At 64.5% G+C, this 20,171-nt stretch carries 20 protein-coding genes and 1 tRNA gene; 10 read left to right on the top strand and 11 right to left on the bottom strand.

Translation table 11 applies throughout. The features are described 5' to 3' along the window. Positions 1 to 255 precede the first annotated feature (255 nt). On the top strand, positions 256 to 594 hold the full coding sequence (locus AC1RRT_RS19245; RefSeq protein WP_493015506.1) for a hypothetical protein: 339 nt from the start codon (positions 256 to 258) through the stop codon (positions 592 to 594). 6 nt (positions 595 to 600) lie between these two features. Here the strand turns inward: AC1RRT_RS19245 and AC1RRT_RS19250 are convergent, their stop codons facing one another. Further along, on the bottom strand, positions 601 to 1,971 hold the full coding sequence (locus tag AC1RRT_RS19250; RefSeq protein WP_493015507.1) for an FAD/NAD(P)-binding protein: 1,371 nt from the start codon (positions 1,969 to 1,971) through the stop codon (positions 601 to 603). A gap of 92 nt (positions 1,972 to 2,063) precedes the next feature. On the opposite strand from AC1RRT_RS19250, the gene AC1RRT_RS19255 reads away from it, so the two are divergent. Beyond that, positions 2,064 to 3,065 carry an ABC transporter substrate-binding protein gene (locus AC1RRT_RS19255; protein ID WP_493015508.1) on the top strand — a complete coding sequence of 334 codons (1,002 nt, stop codon included), beginning with the start codon at positions 2,064 to 2,066 and terminating at the stop codon, positions 3,063 to 3,065. A 127-nt stretch (positions 3,066 to 3,192) separates the two neighbouring features. Here the strand turns inward: AC1RRT_RS19255 and AC1RRT_RS19260 are convergent, their stop codons facing one another. The 5 genes from AC1RRT_RS19260 to AC1RRT_RS19280 are packed head-to-tail and all read right to left on the bottom strand — an operon-like array spanning position 3,193 to position 7,841. Next, positions 3,193 to 4,203 carry a sulfate ABC transporter substrate-binding protein gene (locus AC1RRT_RS19260; protein ID WP_493015509.1) on the bottom strand — a complete coding sequence of 337 codons (1,011 nt, stop codon included), beginning with the start codon at positions 4,201 to 4,203 and terminating at the stop codon, positions 3,193 to 3,195. Positions 4,204 to 4,236: 33 nt separating this feature from the next. After that, on the bottom strand, positions 4,237 to 5,115 hold the full coding sequence (locus AC1RRT_RS19265) for a TauD/TfdA dioxygenase family protein (protein WP_493015510.1): 879 nt from the start codon (positions 5,113 to 5,115) through the stop codon (positions 4,237 to 4,239). Positions 5,116 to 5,133: 18 nt separating this feature from the next. After that, positions 5,134 to 6,012: an ABC transporter permease gene (locus tag AC1RRT_RS19270; RefSeq protein WP_493015511.1), complete on the bottom strand. Its 879-nt coding sequence runs from the start codon at positions 6,010 to 6,012 to the stop codon at positions 5,134 to 5,136. Next, positions 6,005 to 6,829, bottom strand: a complete 825-nt coding sequence (locus tag AC1RRT_RS19275) for an ABC transporter ATP-binding protein (protein WP_493015512.1) — start codon at positions 6,827 to 6,829, stop codon at positions 6,005 to 6,007. The genes AC1RRT_RS19270 and AC1RRT_RS19275 overlap by 8 nt, the downstream gene beginning before the upstream one ends. A 4-nt stretch (positions 6,830 to 6,833) precedes the next feature. Continuing rightward, positions 6,834 to 7,841, bottom strand: coding sequence for an ABC transporter substrate-binding protein (locus AC1RRT_RS19280; RefSeq protein ID WP_493015513.1), 1,008 nt, complete (start codon positions 7,839 to 7,841; stop codon positions 6,834 to 6,836). Between the two features lie 189 nt (positions 7,842 to 8,030). On the opposite strand from AC1RRT_RS19280, the gene AC1RRT_RS19285 reads away from it, so the two are divergent. After that, entirely contained in the window at positions 8,031 to 8,894 is an 864-nt protein-coding gene (locus AC1RRT_RS19285; RefSeq protein ID WP_493015515.1) for a TauD/TfdA dioxygenase family protein, read from the top strand. A 15-nt stretch (positions 8,895 to 8,909) separates the two neighbouring features. Here AC1RRT_RS19285 and AC1RRT_RS19290 read toward each other — a convergent pair whose 3' ends face one another. From AC1RRT_RS19290 to AC1RRT_RS19305, 4 genes are all read right to left on the bottom strand, one after another. After that, complete coding sequence (locus AC1RRT_RS19290; RefSeq protein WP_493015516.1) at positions 8,910 to 9,908, bottom strand: transcriptional regulator GcvA; 999 nt, start codon at positions 9,906 to 9,908, stop codon at positions 8,910 to 8,912. A 135-nt stretch (positions 9,909 to 10,043) separates the two neighbouring features. After that, positions 10,044 to 11,306 carry a bifunctional alpha/beta hydrolase/OsmC family protein gene (locus tag AC1RRT_RS19295; RefSeq protein ID WP_493015517.1) on the bottom strand — a complete coding sequence of 421 codons (1,263 nt, stop codon included), beginning with the start codon at positions 11,304 to 11,306 and terminating at the stop codon, positions 10,044 to 10,046. A gap of 4 nt (positions 11,307 to 11,310) precedes the next feature. Beyond that, positions 11,311 to 11,697, bottom strand: a complete 387-nt coding sequence (locus AC1RRT_RS19300) for an OsmC family protein (RefSeq protein ID WP_493015519.1) — start codon at positions 11,695 to 11,697, stop codon at positions 11,311 to 11,313. A 95-nt stretch (positions 11,698 to 11,792) separates the two neighbouring features. Next, on the bottom strand, positions 11,793 to 12,098 hold the full coding sequence (locus AC1RRT_RS19305; RefSeq protein WP_493015520.1) for a helix-turn-helix domain-containing protein: 306 nt from the start codon (positions 12,096 to 12,098) through the stop codon (positions 11,793 to 11,795). Between the two features lie 236 nt (positions 12,099 to 12,334). Here AC1RRT_RS19305 and AC1RRT_RS19310 point away from each other — a divergent pair, with 236 nt between their 5' ends. Next, positions 12,335 to 12,685 carry a hypothetical protein gene (locus tag AC1RRT_RS19310; protein WP_493015521.1) on the top strand — a complete coding sequence of 117 codons (351 nt, stop codon included), beginning with the start codon at positions 12,335 to 12,337 and terminating at the stop codon, positions 12,683 to 12,685. A 71-nt stretch (positions 12,686 to 12,756) separates the two neighbouring features. On the opposite strand, the gene AC1RRT_RS19315 is transcribed toward AC1RRT_RS19310, so the two are convergent. Then, positions 12,757 to 12,832 (bottom strand) — tRNA-Glu (locus AC1RRT_RS19315). A 340-nt stretch (positions 12,833 to 13,172) separates the two neighbouring features. On the opposite strand from AC1RRT_RS19315, the gene AC1RRT_RS19320 reads away from it, so the two are divergent. From AC1RRT_RS19320 to AC1RRT_RS19345, 6 genes are read left to right on the top strand one after another with little or no spacing between them, the layout of a single operon-like run. After that, complete coding sequence (locus AC1RRT_RS19320; protein WP_493015675.1) at positions 13,173 to 14,012, top strand: FadR/GntR family transcriptional regulator; 840 nt, start codon at positions 13,173 to 13,175, stop codon at positions 14,010 to 14,012. Further along, positions 14,009 to 15,832: a gamma-glutamyltransferase family protein gene (locus AC1RRT_RS19325; RefSeq protein ID WP_493015522.1), complete on the top strand. Its 1,824-nt coding sequence runs from the start codon at positions 14,009 to 14,011 to the stop codon at positions 15,830 to 15,832. Before AC1RRT_RS19320 ends, AC1RRT_RS19325 begins: the two co-directional genes overlap by 4 nt. Positions 15,833 to 15,836: 4 nt before the next feature. Then, positions 15,837 to 16,550, top strand: coding sequence for a DUF1028 domain-containing protein (locus tag AC1RRT_RS19330; protein ID WP_493015523.1), 714 nt, complete (start codon positions 15,837 to 15,839; stop codon positions 16,548 to 16,550). Then, positions 16,550 to 17,518, top strand: a complete 969-nt coding sequence (locus AC1RRT_RS19335; RefSeq protein ID WP_493015524.1) for an ABC transporter ATP-binding protein — start codon at positions 16,550 to 16,552, stop codon at positions 17,516 to 17,518. Before AC1RRT_RS19330 ends, AC1RRT_RS19335 begins: the two co-directional genes overlap by 1 nt. Next, positions 17,515 to 18,588, top strand: a complete 1,074-nt coding sequence (locus AC1RRT_RS19340) for an ABC transporter ATP-binding protein (protein WP_493015526.1) — start codon at positions 17,515 to 17,517, stop codon at positions 18,586 to 18,588. The genes AC1RRT_RS19335 and AC1RRT_RS19340 overlap by 4 nt, the downstream gene beginning before the upstream one ends. Before the next feature lie 19 nt (positions 18,589 to 18,607). After that, on the top strand, positions 18,608 to 20,119 hold the full coding sequence (locus tag AC1RRT_RS19345) for an ABC transporter substrate-binding protein (protein WP_493015528.1): 1,512 nt from the start codon (positions 18,608 to 18,610) through the stop codon (positions 20,117 to 20,119). Positions 20,120 to 20,171 lie beyond the last annotated feature (52 nt).

The following is a 20,171-nucleotide window of genomic DNA, read 5'->3' on the forward strand; positions in this document are numbered from 1 at the left end:
CATCTGTCATCGTCCAATGTCGTCCTCTGGACGTCGAAACTGATGCTGTAGGGGTCGAATTCGGTGCTGTAGACGTCGAATTTCATGCTGTAGCCGTCAAATTCTGTCTTTCCACTTGCGAAGTGCGTCCCAATATTAGAACATTATAGCAACATTATGCTCATTCGACAAGGACAGGGTCATTTGCGCACATGCGATAGCATGTCGCAGGGCGTAACTGTGCCAATTACGCCGGCGCTGCCTTATCTCCACGGCATGACGTTCGACCTTCGCGATGCCCTGCTGCGTAAGCAGGAGTTTGAAACCGCCCGCCTGGATGACTTCGAGTTCCGCCTGCGCGGCCGCCGCGTGCGCCTGCTGGCCGAATGGCTGCAGACCCGCCTGCCCGACCCTGCCCTGATCGATCCCACGGCCCTGGCCGGCGGCATCGCCGATCAGGACGATCACGCCCTGCTGCGCGGCATTGCCGATCTGGCGCTGAAACACGGCATTGCCGCCAATGACGTGATGCATGTCTTCGAACGCTGCGCCGTGATGGCGCGCAAGCAACTGATCGCCGAGCGCGGCGACCCGACGCCGCACCGACTGGCCTGAACTGACTCAGACCTTCATCGGCTGCAGCATTGGCGCGATCAGCGCCGTCAGCCGGCCGGCCTGGCTGCGGATATCCGATATCGCCGAACATTCCAGCAGCGCGCCGCGCATCGGCGGGCCGAGCAGGAAGATGCCCGGCACGATCCTGTCATCCCGATCGAGCGCCTCGCCTTGCGTCGTGGCGGCAAGCCCCACCCCCATGCGATGCGATGCCAGCAGGCCCTGATCCAGCAGGCGGTCGATCAGCCGCGCCTTCCAGTCATAGGGCGTGCGGCGCGGGCCAGTGCAGTCGATCACCGTGTCGGCCTGCAGGTGCCGCAGCTCGTCCCGCCCGCGCGGCCGCCATGTCACTGTCGTGCCGCTGATGCGCAGCGCGCGGCCTTTATGAAACTGCAACCTGCCCTCGTCCTTCAGCGTCTGCAGCAGGTCGGCCGTGCTGGGCGGCATGCGGAAACGATGCACGTCCCAGAAAGCGCGCAGATGACGCTGGAAGCGCCGCTTCTGTTCATCCGACAGTCCGATCCACAGATCGTTGGTCTGATGCCGCAGGCCTTCGAACACGGCCTGCCAATCCTCAGGCACGGCGGCAATGGCGGCGCGGCGCAGGCGATGCAGCGTCAGGCTCAGTGGCAGGCCGGCATCGGTCTTGTCCAGACCGCAGGGCTTCGCCGCATCGTTGCGCCGCGCCTGCGGCACCAGGCCACGACGCGACAGCACATGGAGCGGGCCACGGTGGCCGAGCCGGTGCAGCGACAGCACCGTGTCGGCCATGGTGAGCGCCGAGCCGAGGATCAACACGCCGGCGTCCGGCGCGATGGCGCGCAGGCGCTCGAGCTGCCAGGGATCGGTGATCAGTCGGGCCGAGGCCAGTCCTTCCACCGGGGGCGCCGGCGCTTCGCGCGCACCCACCGCAAGGATGACGGCATCGAACATCGCGTGGCTGCCATCGGCGGCGATCACCGTCAGGCCCGCTCTGCCTGTCGCAATATCGGCGACGGCGATGCGGCGATGGAGCACCGGCACCGCACTGCGTGTCCTGGCATCGGCCACATGCGCCACGATATAGCGGCCGAACAGGCTGCGCGGCAGATAGCTGTCCGGCCCGAAGGCAGCAGCCTCTGCCCAACCGTGGCGCGCGCCATGCTGCCGGGCCCAGCGCCAGGCGTGATCGGGATCGTCGGCCAGCAGGCTGGCGCGCGTCGCCACCACATTCAGCAAATGCCAGGGCGCGGCAGCGCCATAGGCCAGCCCCGGCCCGATCTCTTCGGCCGGCTCATAGACCGTGATCCCAGCTACCGTACCCTGATCCAGCACCGTGCAGAGCATGGCGGCGCCGCTCAGGCCACCGCCGACGATGGCGATACGTTTCGCAACCACGCCTAAATCCTCGCGATAGGAATACTAAATTCTCCAGATGCCGGCCGGGGCCTAGGGTCGCCCTGATCCCGCACAGACAATGGAGAATAACAGTGTCGTCTTTGAAATCCGTCCTGCTCGCCTCGACCCTGCTTAGCCTCGCCGCCATGCCGGCGACGGCCGAAGTGTCGGAGGTTCGCTTCGCCCGCAATCTCGGACTGGGCTATCTGCAGCTCTACGTCATGCAGGAAAAAGGCCTGGTCGAGAAACAGGCTGAGAAACTCGGCCTGAAAGGGCTGAAGACCAGCTACAAGCCGATCGGCAATCCCGGGGCGATCAACGATGCGCTGCTCTCTGGGTCGGTTGATTACGGCGCGGCGGGCGTGACGCCCTTCATCATCCTGTGGGACAAGACGCGCAGCAACGTGCAGGTGCGCGCCGTGGCAGCGCTGAACTCGCAGCCGGCGTTTCTCAACACGATCAACCCCAATGTGAAGTCGATCCGCGATTTCACCGAGAAGGACCGCATCGCCCTGCCGACGGTGAAGCTGTCGCTGCAGGCGATCCTGCTGCAGATGGCGGCCGAGCAGACCTTCGGCCCCGGCCAGCAGAACAAGCTGGACGGCCTGACGGTGTCGCTGGCGCACCCCGATGGCACGGCGGCGCTGCTGACCGGCCGCACCGAGATCACCGCGCATTTCACCAGCCCGCCCTTCCAATATCAGCAGCTTCAGGACGCCAAGGTGCATAAGGTGCTCAGCTCCTACGACATCACCAACGGCCCAGCATCCTTCAGTGCGATCTGGACCACCAGCAAATTCCGCAGCGACAATCCCAAGACCTATCAAGCTGTTCTGGCCGCCGTTGAAGAAGCGACCGCCTTCATCAAGGACAATCGCAAGGAGGCTGCACAGATTTTCAACAAGCTGGACAATTCCAAGCTGCCGGAAGACTTCATCGAAGGCATTCTGGCCGACAAGGACATCATCTTCACCACCGCGCCGCAGAATGTGGAGAAGTTCTCTGACTTCATGAACCGCATCGGCAGCATCCAGGCGAAGCCCGGCTGGAAGGATCTGTTCTTCCCGGACGTGCATAACCGCCCCGGCAGCTGATCTCTACTGCCGTCATCTGACAGCACGATGATAAAAAAGATGGGGCCGGTCTCGCCAACCGGCCCCTTTCCTTTTGCCGCACCGGGCGGAGGGTGGGAGTACCCCGGCGCGACAGTTGGAAACCGTCCTAGCTACCCGGCTTGTAGATCTGGTCGAAGACGCCGCCGTCGCCGAAATGCGCCTTCTGGGTCTTGGCCCAGCCGCCGAACTGCTCATCGATGGTGAACAGCTTGAGCTTGGGGAAGGTATCGGCGTGCTTGGCCGCCACTTCCGTATTGCGCGGGCGGTAGTAATGCTTGGCTGAAATCTCCTGGCCTTCGCGGGTGTAGAGGAAGTTCAGATAGGCCTCGGCCACCTTGCGGGTGCCGCGCTTGTCGACCACCTTGTCGACCACGGCCACCGGCGGCTCGGCCAGGATCGAGATGCTGGGCACCACGATGTCGAACTTGTCCTTGCCCAGCTCATTGATGGCCAGGAAAGCCTCGTTCTCCCAGGCCAGCAGCACGTCGCCCAGATTGCGCTGGACAAAGGTGATGGTGCTGCCGCGTGCGCCGGTATCCAGCACTGGCACATTCTTGAACAGCGCCTGCACGAATGCCTTGCCGTCTTGCTCGTTGCCTGATTTACGAGCCGCATAGCCCCAGGCGGCGAGATAGTTCCAGCGCGCCCCGCCCGAGGTCTTCGGGTTCGGCGTGATCACCTTGACATCGGGCTTGATCAGGTCGTCCCAGTCCTTGATGGCCTTGGGGTTGCCCTTGCGCACCAGGAAGACGATGGTCGAGGTATAGGGCGAGGCGTTATCAGGCAGCTTCTTCTGCCAGTCGGTGCTGAGCAGCCCGCGCTCCGCGATCTCGTCGATGTCGGACGCCAGCGCCAGCGTCACCACATCGGCCTCCAGGCCGTCGATCACCGAGCGCGCCTGCTTGCCCGAGCCGCCATGGCTGGCGCGGATGGTCAGCTTCTGCTTGTTCTGCGCGTCCCATGTCTTGGCAAACGCCGCATTCACGTCCTGGTACAGCTCGCGCGTCGGGTCGTAGGACACGTTGAGCAGCGTTATGTCCTGGGCCTGCGCAGCAAGCGGCAGGATCAGGCTGACGGCCGCAGCCGCCAGGGTGGTTTTCAGAAACTGTCGTCGCATGATGGAATCCCCTTCTTGTTTAACCGATACGGTTTAACGCGGAACGTCGCCCTTGATGGTGGTCCGGTGCAGCGTGCGGCGCTCGCCCGGGTTAGGGCCGACAGCCAGATGCACGGTGGCGCGGTTGTCCCAGAACACCATGTCGCCCGGCTGCCACTGATGACGATAGACAAAGGCCGGCTGCGTGGAATGAGCGAACAGGAACTTCAGGAGTTCCTCACTCTCGCCCTCCGGGATGCCTTCGATGGACGACGTGAATCCTTCGCTGACGAACAACGCCTTGCGGCCGGTTTCCGGATGGGTGCGCACCACCGGATGGATGCTGGGCGGCACCTGGCGCTTCTGCTCGTCGGTCAGCGCATTGCGCGCATTGGAGACGGCACGCAGGGCATCGTATTTCAGGGTGTAGGAATGCACCGCGTTGCGGCCCGCCAGGCGCTGCTTGATCTCCTTGGGCAGCGTCTCGTAGGCCTGATACATGTTGGCGAACAGCGTGTCGCCGCTGCCATCCTTGGGCAGTTCGCGCGCCAGCAGCATGGAACCCAGACTCGGCTCGGCCACATAGGACAGGTCGGAATGCCAGTAGCGGCCGGCATCGCCCAGGCCGATCTTGCGGCCGTCTTCCACCACGTTGGAAACGACCAGGATTTCCGGATGGCCGGGCAGATGGAATTCCTTCAGCACATGGATCTGCAGCGTGTTGAATCGCTGACTGAAGGCGATCTGCTGGTCCGGCGTCAGGGTCTGCTGGCCGCGGAAGACCAGCACCTGCGCATCGAGGAAGTTTGCGCGCACGGCATCGAAGGTCTCGTCATCCAGCGGACGCGTGAGGTCGAGGCCAACAATCTCGCCGCCCAGCGGAGCGTCGAAGCGGCGATAGGCGAATACCGGTTTGGTCTGTACGATACCCATAGGTCCCTCTCCTCGTTCTTAGCGCTGCATGCCCCAGCGGCGCACGGTGATGCGCTCCAGGCTGCGGAAGATGATGCTTTCGACCAGCAGGCCGATGCCGATGACGGTCAGCAACCCTGCAAAGACATTGGCAATCTCGAGCTGGTTGCGGTTCTCGAAGATGAACCAGCCCAGACCGCCCGAGCCGGAGCTGACGCCGAAGACCAGTTCGGCGGCGATCAGCGTGCGCCAGGCAAAGGCCCAGCCGATCTTCAGGCCGGTGAGGATGGCCGGGAACGCGGCGGGGATCAGAATCTTGAAGGCATACCGCGGACCGCGCAGCCCGAAGCTCTGCCCTGCCAGCCGCAGCGTCTCGCTCACACCCTGGAAGCCGCTATAGGCATTCAGTGCCAGCGGCCAGAGCACGGCATGGATGAGCACGAAGATCAGGCTTTTCTCGCCCAGGCCGAACCACAGCAGCGCCAGCGGCAGCAGCGCGATGGCCGGCAGCGGGTTGAACATGGCGGTGAGCAGGCTGAGCAGATCCGTGCCGATGCGGTTGGAGATCGCCAGCAGGGTCAGCACCGTGGCCACCGCGATGCCGGCGAGATAGCCGGCCAGCAGCAGCTTGACCGAGGTCCAGGCGCGCACCATCAACGGACCGGTGACGAAGCCGTCCCACAGCGCCACAACGGAATCGCGGAAAGTCGGGATGATCAGCGGGTTGTTCAGGTAGGCCGCGTAAACCTGCCAGATCGCGGCGAGGATCAGCAGCAGCGAGACCTGACGCACCGCATCAATGCGGAAGACGCGTTCGGCCAGGCTGAGCTTGCGCTCGACCTCGACATCGCCGAAGGCGGCTTCCACCGGACGGATGAATTCGGGCCGCTCGAGCGGATGGAGAATACCCTCAGCCATGGGCGCGGGCCTCCTCATTCACGCCTTCCGTATGAACGGGCGTGTCGCCGAACAGAAGATGATGGATGCGACGGCCGAGCACGGTCTGCGCTTCGCCACCGGCCGGGCCGTGGTTCTGCGGCACATTCAGCTCAGCGCGAACGCGGCCGGGGTGCGGCGACAGCAGCAGGATACGGCTGCCGACAATGATGGCCTCCTCGATCGAATGCGTCACGAACAACAGCGTGAACCGCACGTCCTCCCAGAGCTTCAGCAGCTCGTCCTGCATCTTGCGGCGGGTAAGCGCGTCCAGCGCCGCGAAAGGCTCGTCCATCAGCAGCACTTTCGGCTCCAGCGCCATGGCGCGGGCAATCGCCACGCGCTGCTTCATGCCGCCCGACAGGGTGTGCGGATAGGCATCGCGGAACTTGTAGAGCCCGACCTTCTCCAGCAGGTGATCCGCCTTCTCGATCGCCTCGCGGCGCGGAATGCGGTTCTCGGTCAGCGGGAAGACCACATTCTCACGCACGGTCTTCCAGGGCAGCAGTTGATCGAATTCCTGGAACACCATCACGCGGTCCGGGCCGGCTTTGCGCACCGCCTGGCCGTCGAGCAGGATTTCCCCCTCGACCGGCGCCAGAAAGCCGGCGATGGATTTCAGCAGCGTCGACTTGCCGCAGCCTGACGGCCCGAGCAGCACAAAGCGGTCGGCCTCATGCACATCGAAGCTGGCGCGCTGCACGGCCGTGACCAGGCGGTCGGCGGTCTTGTACTGCAGGGTCACGCCACGCGCCGAGAGCAGCGGCGACGGCAGGCGGGCGATGCTGGCGGGACTCATGCGCTCAGCTCCCGGTCTGCGGATGAATCTCGGGGAAGAAGTAGTCCTTCCAGGAGGCCGGCTTGTTCTTGATCTGGCCGGTGCGATAGAGGAAATCGGCAATCTTCTGGGTGTTGAGCGGCGCCCAGCTCAGTTTGACCGACGGGTCGCGCAGCAGCTTCTCGATGCCTTCGGCGGTGAAGCTGCCCTTCTCTTCCTCGACGAAGATGCGCGCGGCTTCCTTCGGGTTGTTATTGATGACGGTGAAGGCCTCCTCGAAGGCATTGAAGACGGCCTGGTAGGTCTTCGGATTCTCGCGACGGAATTTCGAGGTCGTGTAGAGCAGGTTGACGCTGGCCGGGCCGCCGAGGATTTCCCACGACGTCGTCACGCGGTGAATCTTGGGGTTCTCCAGCTGCTGGAAATTGAACGGCGGCGTGCCGAAATGCGCGGTGATCTCCGAGCGGCCCGACAGCAGCGCCGCAGTGGCTTCCGGATGCGGCAGCGTCACGGTGAGGGTGTCGAGCTTGCCATGCTGGCCCGGCCCCCAGGCCTGCTCGGCGGCGATCTGCAGCCACAGCGACTGGATCGAGGCGCGCACGGCGGCGACCGCGATCCGGTCCTTCTCGGTGAAGTCCTTGATGGTCTTCACCGAGGGATTGCTGGTGTTGAGGAAAGCAGCCGAGGCATCGAGCGCGCCGACGGCCTGCACATCGAGATTGCCGCGCGTCTTGTCCCACAGCACCAGCACCGGCGCGATGCCGGCGGCGGCGTAATCCAGGCTGCCCGAGAGCAACGCATCGTTGCTGGCGGCGCCGCCGCTAAGCCGTGCCCAGGTGACCTTGGCCGCAGGCAGGCCGAGTGCAGCTGTATGCTTTTCGATGAGTTTCTGGTTGCGGACGATGGTCTGCGGCAGATAGCCGATGCCGAACTGCTGCGCGATGCGCACTTCATTCGTTTCGGCTTGCGCCATCGGTGAAGTCAGGGCGGCGACAATGCCAAAAATGGTTGCGAGACGGGAAAGGTGGCGCATGATCAGTCCTTCTTGTTGGTCCGGGGAGACAGACGCCGATGCAGACGGAGGTCTGACCATGAGGAATAAGGCGCGGCTCCCATTTCACAAACGCAAACGTTCTTAAATCTCGATATACATTTATTTGCGTGATTTTTACGCGGGCCTGCGTGAAACTGCAGGCTGACACAGACTGCTGGAGGCCCTGTCATGGTGCTCGATATCCGCCCCCTTTCTCCGCACTTCGGCGCGGAAATCCTTGGTCTCGATCTGGCGAAGCCGCAGAACGACCGGCTGCTCGGCCGCGTAGTCGATGCCTGGCGGCAGGCGCGCGTGGTGGTGATCCGCAATCAGGGCCATGTCAGCGACAGCGACCTGCTGCAGTTCAGCCGCGCGCTCGGCCGCCTCGATCCGGCGCCGAATTTCGATACCGAGAAATCCAGCCTCGACGGCTTCGCAGAGATCGCGGTGGTGTCGAACATCAAGCGCGAGGGCAAACCGCTGGGCGGCCTGGGCGATGGCGAACTGGCCTGGCACAGCGACATGACCTATGTCCAGGATCCGCCCGTGGCATGCGCATTGCTGGCGCGCGAGCTGCCGGAGAATGGCGGCGGCGATACCTACTTCCTCGATCTGCTGGGCGCTTACGAGGCGCTGCCGGCGGGTCTGAAAAGCACAATCGCGCGCCACAGCATTTTCCATGATGCCGGCTATACCAGTGCCGGCACGGCACGCACCAACACCAAGGCCGGCGCCGGCGCCTGGCATCCAATCCTCAACAGCGATCCGGTCAGCGGCCGCCCGTCGCTGTTCCTCGGGCGCACCCTGAACCGCCAGGTCGACAAGCTGGAACCGTCAGCCGGCCATGCACTGCTGGACGACCTGTGGACCCATGCGCGGCAGGACCGCTTCATCCTGCGGCATCAATGGAAGCCCGGCGACCTGCTGCTGTGGAACAACATCGCCGTCATGCACCGGCGCGACGGCTTCGATCCGTCCGCGCGCCGTCGCCTGCACCGCACGCAGATCCGCGCGCTGCATCCGCATTGGGAACCCTTCGCGTCTGTCGCGTAAGGGCGCGTCCGTGGCCTAACCGGCCACTTCGCTGCGCAGCCAGTCGACGAAGGCCGTCACCTTGGCCAGCTGCAGTTTGCGCTGCGGCCCGACGATGTAATAGGCGAAGTCGATCGGAGTCTGGTCGCCGAACAGCCGCACCAGGCGGCCGGCCTTGATGTCGGCTTCCGCCAGCGTTGCCTTGGCCAGCGCCACGCCCTTGCCATGCAGCGCCGCTTCCAGCACCAGGCTCGACTGCGTGAAGCGCGCGCCCCTGTTCCAGTCCACGTCACTGACACCAGCCGCACGCAGCCACATCTGCCAGGTCGGGCAGGACTGGTCGTCATCGGGGCTGTCGTCATGCACCAGCGTGACCTGCGCCAGATCCTGCGGCGATTTCAGTTTCGCTGCGAGTTCCGGACTGGCGACCGGAAAGATCGCTTCAGGCAGCAAACGCTCGACCTGCAGGTCGGGATACCGGCCCGAGCCATAGCGGATCGCCACATCGACATTGTCATTGGCGAAATTGGCAAGCTGGTTCGATGCCGCCACACGCACATCGACCTGGGGGAATTTCTCCTGGAAGCGATCCAGTCGTGGCACCAGCCACTTCACGGCGAAGGATGGCGCCACCGAAACCGTGAGCACGCCCCCCTCGCCCAGCGTTTCAAGCTGGCTGATCGCATCGCCCAGACGTTCAAAGCCGTCGCGGATGCCCGGCAGGCAGGCCTGACCTGCATCGGTGAGAATGATGCTGCGGCCATTACGACGGAACAGCGGCAGGCCGAGATGCGCTTCCAGCGTGCGGATCTGGTGGCTGACCGCGGCCGGCGTGACGCAAAGCTCGTCGGCCGCCTTGATCAGACTGAGATGACGCGCCACGACCTCGAACGTGCGCAGCGACATCAGCGGCGGCAGGCGTTTCTTGGCCTGACGCGGCGACAGGATGCTGGCAGCCGGCGCCCGGGCCTTACCGGGAATGATGGGGGTCTTGCCGTTCATAGCGATGCTCTGGGGGATGCTCTGGCGCAGCATGAGGCGCGCTCCGACTCTCATTTCACATTAATGATATGAGAGCAGAAACATCTATCGCATGTCTATCGTAAAATATAATATACTACTTATATTATTTGTATATTATAAATCATCCTAATATCAACAAGATAACGATCAGCAGGTGGCGCAGATCTGCTCCATCTCGCGTTCATGCTCCTCGGGCGGACCCGACGGCGCCGGCGGATTGCCCAGTTCGGTCTTCACCCGTGACCCGCTTTCCAGGCTGCGATGGACCGGGCACTTGTCGGCGATCTCGAGCAGCCGCGCCGTCTGCTCCGGCGTCAGCGCGCCCTCGAAACTGATGCGGCGCGAGAAGACATCAGGCGGAACGCTCCCCTTCTGCTTCGCATGCCCGACCGCGACCTTCACGCGGGTGAGCGGCAGCTGCTTCAGGTCGGCATACATGCGCACGGTCATCGCCGTGCACGCGCCCAGCCCGGCGCTGACCAGATCATAAGGCGATGGCCCCGTGCCCATGCCGCCGGCCGCGACCGGCTCGTCGGCGAAGAAGGTAGCGCCGGGTGCGCGCACCGCGACCTGGAATTTGCCGGCACGGGTTTCCTCGACGATGACGCCTTCGCCATCTTTCGCCGGCGCATCCGCCGCACCCTGCGCGGCGGCCACGACATAGCGCGAGGCCCAGGCGGTGATCACCTCGGCCGCGTAATCCGCATCGGCGGGTTTGGTCAGCAGGTGATCGGCGCCATCCAGCGACACGAAACTTTTCGGATGTTTTGCCGCCATGAAGATCGAACTGGCGTTGTTGATGCCGACCGTCATGTCCTGCGGCGCATGCAGCACCAGCAAGGCACGATGCAGATGCGCGACCCGATCCTTCTGGTCATGCCGGTGCAGGTCGTCGACAAAGGACTTGCGCACCGTGAAAGGCCGCCCACCCAGATCCACCCGCGCCTCGCCATCCGTCATGATCTTGTGCAGCGTGTCGCCGAACTGCCCGGTGACATGCTCGACATCGAAAGGCGCGGCGATGGTGGCGACCGCCTTGATCCCTGGCATATCGAGCGCGGCGGCCAGCACGGCCGCGCCGCCGAGCGAATGCCCGATCAGCAACTGCGGCGGAAAGCCGGCTTCGGCCATTATGGCGCCAGCCGCGACTATGTCCTGCACATCAGCACTGAACGTGCTGTCGGCGAAATCGCCCTCGCTGTCGCCCAGACCGGTGAAATCATAGCGCAGCACGCCGATGCCGCGCGCCGCCAGCGCCCGCGTGATGCGCACGGCAGCAATGGATTTCTTGGTGCAGGTGAAGCAATGGGCGAACAGCGCATAGGTCTTCACCGGACCGTCGGGCAACTCAAGCCGGCCGGAGAGCGTCTGACCCTGTGCACCGGTGAAATCGAAGCTGCGGCTCTGCATGGTCTTATCCCAGCTTGGTATGAATGGGCGTGCCGGATTTCAGCGTCAGCGTCACCGGCGTGCGTTCGGCGATATCGGCCAGCCGTGCCTTCTGCGCGTCGTCCAGCGCGCCCTCGAAAGTGAGTGTGCGATCAATGCGGCCTTGATCCTTCTCGCGCGTGTACAGCAGCGAAACATGCGCCGCCTGCAGGTCCCATTCTTTCCGTTCGGCATACATCTTCAGCGTGATCGCCGTGCAGGCTCCCAGAGCAGAAAGCAGCAGCTCATACGGCGCCGGGCCGATATCCCTGCCGCCGAGACCCGGCCCCTCATCGGCCACCACGGCATGATGCCCGGCCTTGATGCTGACGGCGTAGCGGGCGGCTCCGATACTGGCTTGGGCGCGGGCCATGAGAATCTCCTGATGATTTCGTCTGCGATGCCCTGGTTATATCAGCAGGTGGCGCAGGCCGGAGGGGCTGACGCCGGTCTTGCCGTGAGGGCGACCTACTTTGCCGGCCGGCGGCCGCCCTTCAGCGGCTTGGGCATCGGCGCACCCGGCAAGGGCTCGACGAACAGCTCCACCATGCGTACCCGGAGCACCCGCGACAGGCGTTCAAGCAGGTCGATGCTGGAATTCACGCGGCCACGCTCGATGCGTGCAACCATCGAGGCATCCACCTCTGCATCCCCGCCCAATGCCTCGATCGTCAGACCCCGCTCTACGCGAATACGCCTGACATTCCAACCAACTACCCGTCGTGCTTCCATGAAGCGGAAACGAACAGCTTGAGTCAGAGTAATACAGGGCATATAGTCCCTGCGGTTGAGTAAGCTAAAATGGGATCATCCAATGGTATGCAGACCGGTTCTGGTTGTCGCTCGCCGGAGTCTTTCTGCCCGGCCCCGGCATCATACCCGGATATGACCCTGAAGATGATGCTTTCCCGTCGCTGATCTGTGGGGCAGCCCGCATTTCCCGGCATTCACGAACAGGTCAGCGGACGTCGCCGGCAGGCAGGCCGGATGCGCCCGCGGAATGGGTGGATATGAGCTGCGATCTGAGTCCTGCGCCGCTGCGCAAGGATGGCGACGGCATGGCGCTGGAGGATTTCGAACTCCGGCTGCGCAGACGTCGCCTGCATCTGCTCACCGAATGGCTACACCATCGGATGGGCACGGGAAGCATCAGTGCAACGGTTGAAACCGAGCTCGCGGCCGTGACCTGTCGTGTGCGCGAGATGGACGATCGCGACCTGCTGCTCCACATCGTGCGCCTGGTGACGCCGGCTGGCGTGGCCGCCAATGAAGTGATGCATGCGTTTGAGCGCTGCGCCACCGAAGCGCGCCGCCAACTGCTGGCCGAACGCGCAGGCCCGACGCCGTTTCACATGACATGATCGAGCGGCGTGACCACGCCGAGATGCCGCGCGGCATCTTCCAAAACTGAATGTCAGCTGATCGCCGGAAGTGGCGACCCCAACGGGAGTCGAACCCGTGTCTTCACCGTGAAAGGGTGACGTCCTAGGCCTCTAGACGATGGGGTCGGCCTGTGGCGGTGCGAATCAAACGATCCGAACCGCATCGCCGGTCGCCCGGCGTGAGGCGCTGTGTAATGGGTCCGACCTGACAAATCAATAGTCCCTGCCCCGCCGGTGGGAACACCAGGTGGATGCTGTTGGAGCGCCTCCGTTTTTCCGATTGCCGGGCGAGTCGAAGGGTCGAAATCGCCGGGCCTGATTGGTACCAATTTCCGGAATGGTTCGCGTTGCTCCACCCTTCCGTGCCGGAAGAGGCAGCAATTCGCCCATTAAATTGGCATTTGAATCAGATGTTTAGGATTGCGGCACCCGAACCATTGTGTTTAGGTTCGTATTCATGAACGAAATGTTGCCGCGCTCGCCCCAGACGCAAATTCCGGGGCAAATCCAGGATCGAGCTTCCCAGAGTCATCAGACGTCTGCTCAAGCGCCGACCCAGCCGTTGCATACCGCCGCCGAGGCTGTCGCCATGCTGCGCCGCCTGCTGGTGGAGCAAGCCGGCTTCCCTGAAAAGCCGCTGCCGACCGAACGCGACCTCTCGGCGCGCTGGGGCATCAGCCGCCGCATGGTGCGCCAGGCGTTGGCCGAGCTGGAATCCGAAGGCAAGATCTGGCGCCGCCAGGGCAAGGGCACCTTCATCGGCCCGGCGCCCTCGTCTTCCGCGCCGACCCTGAGCCGCCTTGCCAGCCGCACGAACTTCTACGAGATCATGGAAGTGCGACTGCATATCGAGCCCAGCATCGCGCAGCTCGCCGCGCATCGCGCCAGCGCCGAGCAGGTGGCGATGATCCGCAAGCTGGCCGAGCGCGTCGCCGCCGCCGGCCTCGATACCGAACCGGCCACGCTGGAACGCTGGGACAGCGCGTTTCATCGCAGCCTGGCCGAAGCCGCCGGCAACCGCCTGTTCCTCGACCTGTTCGAAGTGATCGACAAGATCCGCTACGACGCCTCGTGGCAGAGCATGCGCCAGCGCGCCCGCACGCCCGAAGGCAAGGTCCGGTCGGCCAACCAGCATCTCGAGATCGCCGATGCCATCGCGGAACGCGATTCCGCCAAGGCCGGCGCGATCATGCGCCAGCACATCGCCTCGCACCGGGAAGCCCTGCTCCGGGCGATGAACGACGACCAGGGCATGTCCCACGCGCCATCCAGTCCTTCCAGCACCAGCACCCCGGATTTTTCATGACCAAGATTCCGTTCGCTTTCACCACCCGCCCCGAAATCAAAGGCAACTTCGGCGTGGTGGCCACCACCCATTGGATCGCATCGTCTGTCGCCATGGGCGTGCTGGAGCGCGGCGGCAACGCCTTTGACGCCGCCGTCACCGCCGGCTTCGTGCTGCATCTGTGCGAACCGCATCTGAACGGCGCGGGCGGCGACCTGCCTGCCCTGCTGTGGAGCGCCAAGCATAGCCGCATCGATGTGCTCTGCGGCCAGGGCCCGGCGCCCGAGAAGGCGACGATCGCGCATTTCAAGGGGCTCGGCCTCGACCTCATCCCCGGCTCCGGCCTGCTGGCGCCCTGCGTGCCGGGCGCTGTCGACGGCTGGCTGCTGATGCTGCGCGACTACGGCACCATCGACCTGGCGGACGCGCTGGCGCCTGCCATTCATTATGCCGAGAACGGCTGCCCGCTGGTGCCGCGCGTGATCGACACCATCGGCACGGTGCAGAAACTGTTCCAGGATGAATGGAAGACCTCGGCAGCGCTGTGGCTCGACAAGAGCGGCCAGCTTCCCAAGGCCTACACGATGTTCCGCCAGCCGGGTCTGGCCGCAACCTATCGCAAGCTTTCCACTGCCGGCAGCGGCAGCCGCGAGCAGCGCATCGAAGCGGCGCGCAAGGCCTGGCGCGAAGGCTTCGTCGCCGAGGCCATCGACAAATTCTCGACCGGCACCGAAGCCATGGATGCCTCGGGGCGTCGCCATCGCGGCGTACTGAGCGGCAACGACATGGCCAAGTGGCAGGCCTATATCGAAAAGCCGCTGACCTATGACTATCACGGCTGGACCGTGGCCAAATGCGGCCCCTGGAGTCAGGGTCCGGCCTTCCTGCAGCAACTCGCGCTGCTGAAAGGCTTCGATCTGGCGAAGATGGACCCGGCCGGCCCGGACTTCATCCATACGCTGGTGGAGGCCTCCAAGCTGGCCTTCGCCGATCGCGAAGCCTGGTATGGCGACCCCGACTTCGTCGAGGTGCCGATGGCCGCGCTGCTGTCTGACACCTACAACGCGCAGCGGCGCAAACTCATGGGCGACACGGCATCGCTGGAGTTGCGCCCGGGCGACCCGATGGGCCAGGCGGCGAAGCTGACCTCGATCAAGGCGGGTGAAGCCGGCGGCGTCGGCGTGGGCGAGCCCACGGTCGGCCGTCTGGAAGCCAGCGACGGCAAGGTCACCGGCCGTGGCGCCGCCAGCGGCGATACCTGTCATGTCGATGTGATCGACCGCTGGGGCAACATGGTTTCGGCCACGCCGTCCGGCGGCTGGCTGCAGAGTTCGCCGCTGATCCCCGAACTCGGCTTCTGCCTCGGCACCCGCGCGCAGATGTTCTGGCTCGAAGAGGGCCTGCCTAATTCGCTGCTGCCGGGCAAGCGCCCGCGCACCACGCTGTCGCCCTCGATGGCGCTGAAGGACGGCAAGCCGGCTTTGGCCTTCGGCACGCCCGGCGGCGACCAGCAGGACCAGTGGTCGCCCCAGATGTTCCTCAAGGTCGTGCATCACGGCATGAACCTGCAGGAAGCCATCGACAGCCCGGCCTGGCACAGCGAGCATTTCCCCTCCTCCTTCTATCCGCGCGCCGCCAAGCCCGGCCATCTCGGCCTCGAAGGCCGCTTCGACAAGGCTACCGTCGAGGCGCTGAAAGCGCGGGGCCACAAGGTAGAGGTCGGCGGCGACTGGTCGGAAGGCCGCCTCACCGCCTGCGGCACCACGGAAACATCCGAAGGCACGCTGCTGACCGCCGGCGCCAATCCGCGCGGCATGCAGGGCTACGCGGTAGGACGCTGAGGGCATGACCTGGTCGATTGTCGCCCGCGATCCGGCGACCGGCGCCTATGGCGTCGCCGTGACGACAAAGTTCTTTGCTGTCGGCGCACTCTGCCCGCATGCGAAAAGCGGGCATGGCGCGCTGGCGACACAGGCGCTGATCAATCCAACCTACGGCCCGCGCGGGCTGGCGATGCTGGAAAGCGGCATGGCTGCCGCCGATGTGGTGAGCTGGCTGGTGTTCTCCGACGATGGCGCGGCGGCGCGGCAGATTCATGTCGTGGACCGCGAAGGCCGCACGGCGGCGCATACCGGCGACGCCTGCATCGGCTGGTGCGGGCATAAGACTGGCGACGGCTTCTCGGTCGCCGGCAACATGCTGGCCGGTGAAAGCGTGGTGAGCGCGACCTTCGAGAGCTTTGCCGCCAGCAAGAAGCCCTTCGCCGAACGCTTCCTCGATGCGCTGGATGCCGGGCAGGCCGAAGGCGGCGACAAGCGCGGCAAGCAATCGGCCGCGCTGCTGATCCATACCAGCGAGGATTATCCGGCGCTTTCCTTGCGCGTCGACGACCATGCCGAGCCTCTGGCCGAGTTGCGTCGCCTTTACGGTGTGTCACAGGGACGTTATGCCGCTTTCCTCAAATTTTACGCTACGACGAGGAATCCCAGCGGCATCTGGGACCGCAGCGTGATCGAGGCGGAAGTGCAGAAACATGAAGCCATGATGGGAACGCGCTGATGGCGCTGCTCGAAGTTGACGACCTGCGCACCTATTTCGCCAGCGATGGCGGCGAGTTCCGCGCCGTGGACGGCGTGTCCTTTGCCGTCGACAGCGGCAAGACTCTGGGCATCGTGGGCGAAAGCGGCTGCGGCAAATCGGTCACCTCGCTGACCGTGATGGGCCTGCTGCCCAGCCGCGGCGCCCGCATCGCCAGCGGCAACATCCGTTTCGCCGGCACCGATCTCAGCACCATCAGCAAGGATGAGATGCGCGACCTGCGCGGCAATCGCCTGGCGATGATCTTCCAGGAGCCGATGACCTCGCTGAATCCGGCCTTCACCATCGGCGACCAGATCATGGAAGGCCTGATCCGGCACAAGAGCATGAGCGCGGCGCAGGCGCGCGAAGCCGCCATCGCTATGCTGCGCAAGGTGAATATCCCCGCGCCGGAAAAGCGCATCGACGACTATCCACACCAGCTGTCGGGCGGCATGCGCCAGCGCGCCATGATCGCCATGGCGCTCGCGTGTGGCCCCGAACTTCTCATTGCCGACGAGCCGACCACGGCGCTCGACGTGACGGTGCAGGCGCAAATCCTCGACCTGCTGCGCGAGTTGCAGCGCGACCTGGGCACCGCCATCATGCTGATCAGCCACGACATGGGCGTGATCGCCGAGATGGCTGATCATGTCGCGGTGATGTATGCCGGCCGCATCGTCGAGCAGGCGCCGGTCGAGCAGCTGTTCGCCACGCCACAGCATCCCTACACCATCGGCCTGCTGGGTTCGATCCCGCGCCTGGACCAGACCAAGGACCGCCTTGCCGCCATCGAAGGCAGCGTACCCGATCCGATGAACCCACCCGACGGCTGCCGCTTCAACCCGCGCTGCCCGTTCGGCGATGCGCAATGCCGCGCCGCCATACCGGAACTGCGCGAGATTGCACCGGGCCATGCGGTCGCCTGCATCAAGGCTCCCCTGCTATGAGCAACCTTCTCGAGGTCAGCGGCCTGACCAAGCATTTCACCGCCAAGACCAACTGGTTCGGTCGCCCGATCAGCCATGTCAGCGCCGTCGACGATGTCGACTTCAGCCTGAAGGCCGGCGAGACGCTGAGCCTGGTGGGCGAAAGCGGCTGCGGCAAGTCGACCACCGGCCGGCTGGTGCTGCGCCTGATCGACCCCACCGCCGGCACGATCAAGTTCGATGGCCGCGACATCACCCGGCTTCAGGGCACCGCGCTGCGGGACCTGCGAAGAGACATGCAGCTGGTGTTCCAGGACCCCTATGCATCGCTCAACCCGCGCATGACGGTGGGCGATATCCTGACCGAACCGCTGATGCTGCACGGCCTGGTGCCGCCGGGCAAACGCCAGGCGCGTGTCGAAGAGCTGCTCAGCCTGGTCGGCCTGCGGCCGGCGCATGCGCGGCGCTACCCGCATGAATTCTCCGGCGGTCAGCGCCAGCGCATCGGCATCGCCCGCGCGCTCGCCGTCGAACCGAACCTGATCGTGGCCGACGAAGCCGTGTCGGCGCTCGACGTCTCCGTGCAGGCACAGGTGCTGAACCTGATGAAGGACCTGCAGGCGCGGCTGGGCATCGCCATGATCTTCATCGCGCATGACCTGGCCGTGGTGCGCCATATCGCGCAGCGCATTGCCGTGATGTATCTGGGCCGCATCGTCGAGGTGGCGACCACCGCAGAACTCTTCGCCAATCCGCGCCACCCCTATACCCGCGCCCTGCTCTCGGCCATCCCGGTGCCGCAGCCCAATGCCGTGCGCCAGCGCGTGATCCTGACCGGCGACGTGCCGAGCCCGATCGATCCGCCGGCCGGCTGCCGTTTCCATACCCGCTGCCCCTTCGCGGTCGACCTGTGCCGCAGCAAGGCACCGGCCATGGAGGATATCGGCGGCCATACGGTGGCCTGCCATCGCTGGCGCGAACTGCCCGCCGCCGCGCCCTTACCTGTTGAAGGTACGGCTGCAGGCGCAGAACGGCTGGCGCGGCTGCAGGCCCGTTTCGTCAATGCCCATTCATCTGTTTCCGACCAATAAAACAAGGAGAGGCTGAACAATGTTGAACAAGATCACCTGGGCGGCGCTGGCCGCGGTACTGCTGCTGGGCACGGCGACCGCCGCGTCTGCGCAGACACTGAAATTCGGCCTGGCCGAGGACCCGGATGCGCTGGACCCGACGCTGGCCCGCACCTTCGTCAGCCGCATCGTCTTCTCGTCGCTCTGCGACAAGCTGGTCGATATCGCACCCGATCTGAGCGTCGTGCCCCAGCTCGCCACCGAGTGGAAATGGTCCGACGACAACAAAGCGCTGGTGATGAAACTGCGCCCCGGCGTCACCTTCCATGACGGCGAGAAGTTCGACGCCGAAGCCGTGAAGTACAATATCGAGCGCCACAAGACCCTGCAGGGTTCGCAGCGCCGCGGCGAGCTCTCGGCTGTCACGACGGTCGATGTGGTTGATCCGCTGACCGTCAAGATCAACACCCAGGCGCCCTTCGCGCCGCTGCTGGCCACGCTGACCGACCGTTCCGGCATGATGATCTCGCCCAAGGCCGGCAAGGCGCTGGGCGACAAGTTCTCCACCGCTCCGGTCTGCGCCGGCCCGTTCAAGTTTGTCGAGCGCATCGCCCAGGACCGCATCGTCGTCGAGAAATACGATGGCTACTGGAACAAGGACAATGTGCATCTGTCGCGCATCGAGTTCCGCCCCTTCATCGACGCCACCGTGCGCCTTGCCAATCTACGTTCAGGCCAGCTCGACATGCTGGAGCGCCTGGCCGGTCCGGATGCCAAGGACGTACAGAAGGACAAGAAGCTGAAGTTCGGCCAGATCGCTGAGATCGGCTATTACGGCATCACCATCAATATCGGCAAGAGCGACAAGTCGAAGTCGCCGATCGGCTCGAGCCAGAAGATCCGCGAGGCGCTGGAGCTTTCCATCGACCGCCAGGGCATCGTGCAGGTGGTGTTCGACGGCTTCGCGCTGGCCGGCAACCAGTGGGTGCCGCCGAGCAACCCCTACTATGCCAAGTCGGTGCCGATGCCCAAGCGCGACATCGCCAAGGCCAAGCAGTTGCTGAAGGAAGCCGGCAATCCGAACCCGGTGGTCAATCTGGTGACGCCGACCACCACGGATGCCCGCAACATCGCGCAGGTGGTGCAGGCCATGGCCAAGGAGGCGGGTTTCGATATCCGCATCCAGGCCACTGAATTCGCCACCTCGCTGAACATGGCCGACAAGGGCGACTTCGAGGCCTATATCCTGGCCTGGAGCGGCCGCCCCGATCCGGACGGCAACCTGTACAGCTTCCATGCCTGCAACCAGCCGCTCAACTACGCCGGCCTGTGCAATCCGGCACTGGATGAAGTGCTGAACGACTCCCGCCTGACCACCGATCTGGCCAAGCGCCAGCAGGCCTGGGACAGCGCAGCAAAAATCGTGCTGGCCGAACGCCCGATCATCTACATGATGCATCGCAAGTGGCTCTGGGCCTATTCGCCCAAGGTCACCGGCTTCAAGGAATATCCGGACGGCCTGGTGCGTTTCACCGGCATGAAGAACAGCTAACTGCGTCGGGGCCGCAGGCAACTGCGGCCCCCTCCTCCATTTATGTGACCAG

This window comes from Ferrovibrio sp. GW821-FHT12B10 (assembly GCF_058807515.1).

What these genes read in the sequence shown, in the direction of transcription:
- AC1RRT_RS19245 (WP_493015506.1), top strand. Translation starts at nt 256, where the DNA reads ATGACGTTCGACCTTCGCGATGCCCTGCTGCGTAAGCAGGAGTTTGAA.
- AC1RRT_RS19260 (WP_493015509.1), bottom strand. Translation starts at nt 4,203, where the DNA reads ATGCGACGACAGTTTCTGAAAACCACCCTGGCGGCTGCGGCCGTCAGC.
- AC1RRT_RS19265 (WP_493015510.1), bottom strand. Translation starts at nt 5,115, where the DNA reads ATGGGTATCGTACAGACCAAACCGGTATTCGCCTATCGCCGCTTCGAC.
- AC1RRT_RS19270 (WP_493015511.1), bottom strand. Translation starts at nt 6,012, where the DNA reads ATGGCTGAGGGTATTCTCCATCCGCTCGAGCGGCCCGAATTCATCCGT.
- AC1RRT_RS19275 (WP_493015512.1), bottom strand. Translation starts at nt 6,829, where the DNA reads ATGAGTCCCGCCAGCATCGCCCGCCTGCCGTCGCCGCTGCTCTCGGCG.
- AC1RRT_RS19280 (WP_493015513.1), bottom strand. Translation starts at nt 7,841, where the DNA reads ATGCGCCACCTTTCCCGTCTCGCAACCATTTTTGGCATTGTCGCCGCC.
- AC1RRT_RS19285 (WP_493015515.1), top strand. Translation starts at nt 8,031, where the DNA reads ATGGTGCTCGATATCCGCCCCCTTTCTCCGCACTTCGGCGCGGAAATC.
- AC1RRT_RS19290 (WP_493015516.1), bottom strand. Translation starts at nt 9,908, where the DNA reads ATGCTGCGCCAGAGCATCCCCCAGAGCATCGCTATGAACGGCAAGACC.
- AC1RRT_RS19295 (WP_493015517.1), bottom strand. Translation starts at nt 11,306, where the DNA reads ATGCAGAGCCGCAGCTTCGATTTCACCGGTGCACAGGGTCAGACGCTC.
- AC1RRT_RS19300 (WP_493015519.1), bottom strand. Translation starts at nt 11,697, where the DNA reads ATGGCCCGCGCCCAAGCCAGTATCGGAGCCGCCCGCTACGCCGTCAGC.
- AC1RRT_RS19305 (WP_493015520.1), bottom strand. Translation starts at nt 12,098, where the DNA reads ATGCCCTGTATTACTCTGACTCAAGCTGTTCGTTTCCGCTTCATGGAA.
- AC1RRT_RS19310 (WP_493015521.1), top strand. Translation starts at nt 12,335, where the DNA reads ATGAGCTGCGATCTGAGTCCTGCGCCGCTGCGCAAGGATGGCGACGGC.
- AC1RRT_RS19320 (WP_493015675.1), top strand. Translation starts at nt 13,173, where the DNA reads ATGTTGCCGCGCTCGCCCCAGACGCAAATTCCGGGGCAAATCCAGGAT.
- AC1RRT_RS19325 (WP_493015522.1), top strand. Translation starts at nt 14,009, where the DNA reads ATGACCAAGATTCCGTTCGCTTTCACCACCCGCCCCGAAATCAAAGGC.
- AC1RRT_RS19330 (WP_493015523.1), top strand. Translation starts at nt 15,837, where the DNA reads ATGACCTGGTCGATTGTCGCCCGCGATCCGGCGACCGGCGCCTATGGC.
- AC1RRT_RS19335 (WP_493015524.1), top strand. Translation starts at nt 16,550, where the DNA reads ATGGCGCTGCTCGAAGTTGACGACCTGCGCACCTATTTCGCCAGCGAT.
- AC1RRT_RS19340 (WP_493015526.1), top strand. Translation starts at nt 17,515, where the DNA reads ATGAGCAACCTTCTCGAGGTCAGCGGCCTGACCAAGCATTTCACCGCC.
- AC1RRT_RS19345 (WP_493015528.1), top strand. Translation starts at nt 18,608, where the DNA reads ATGTTGAACAAGATCACCTGGGCGGCGCTGGCCGCGGTACTGCTGCTG.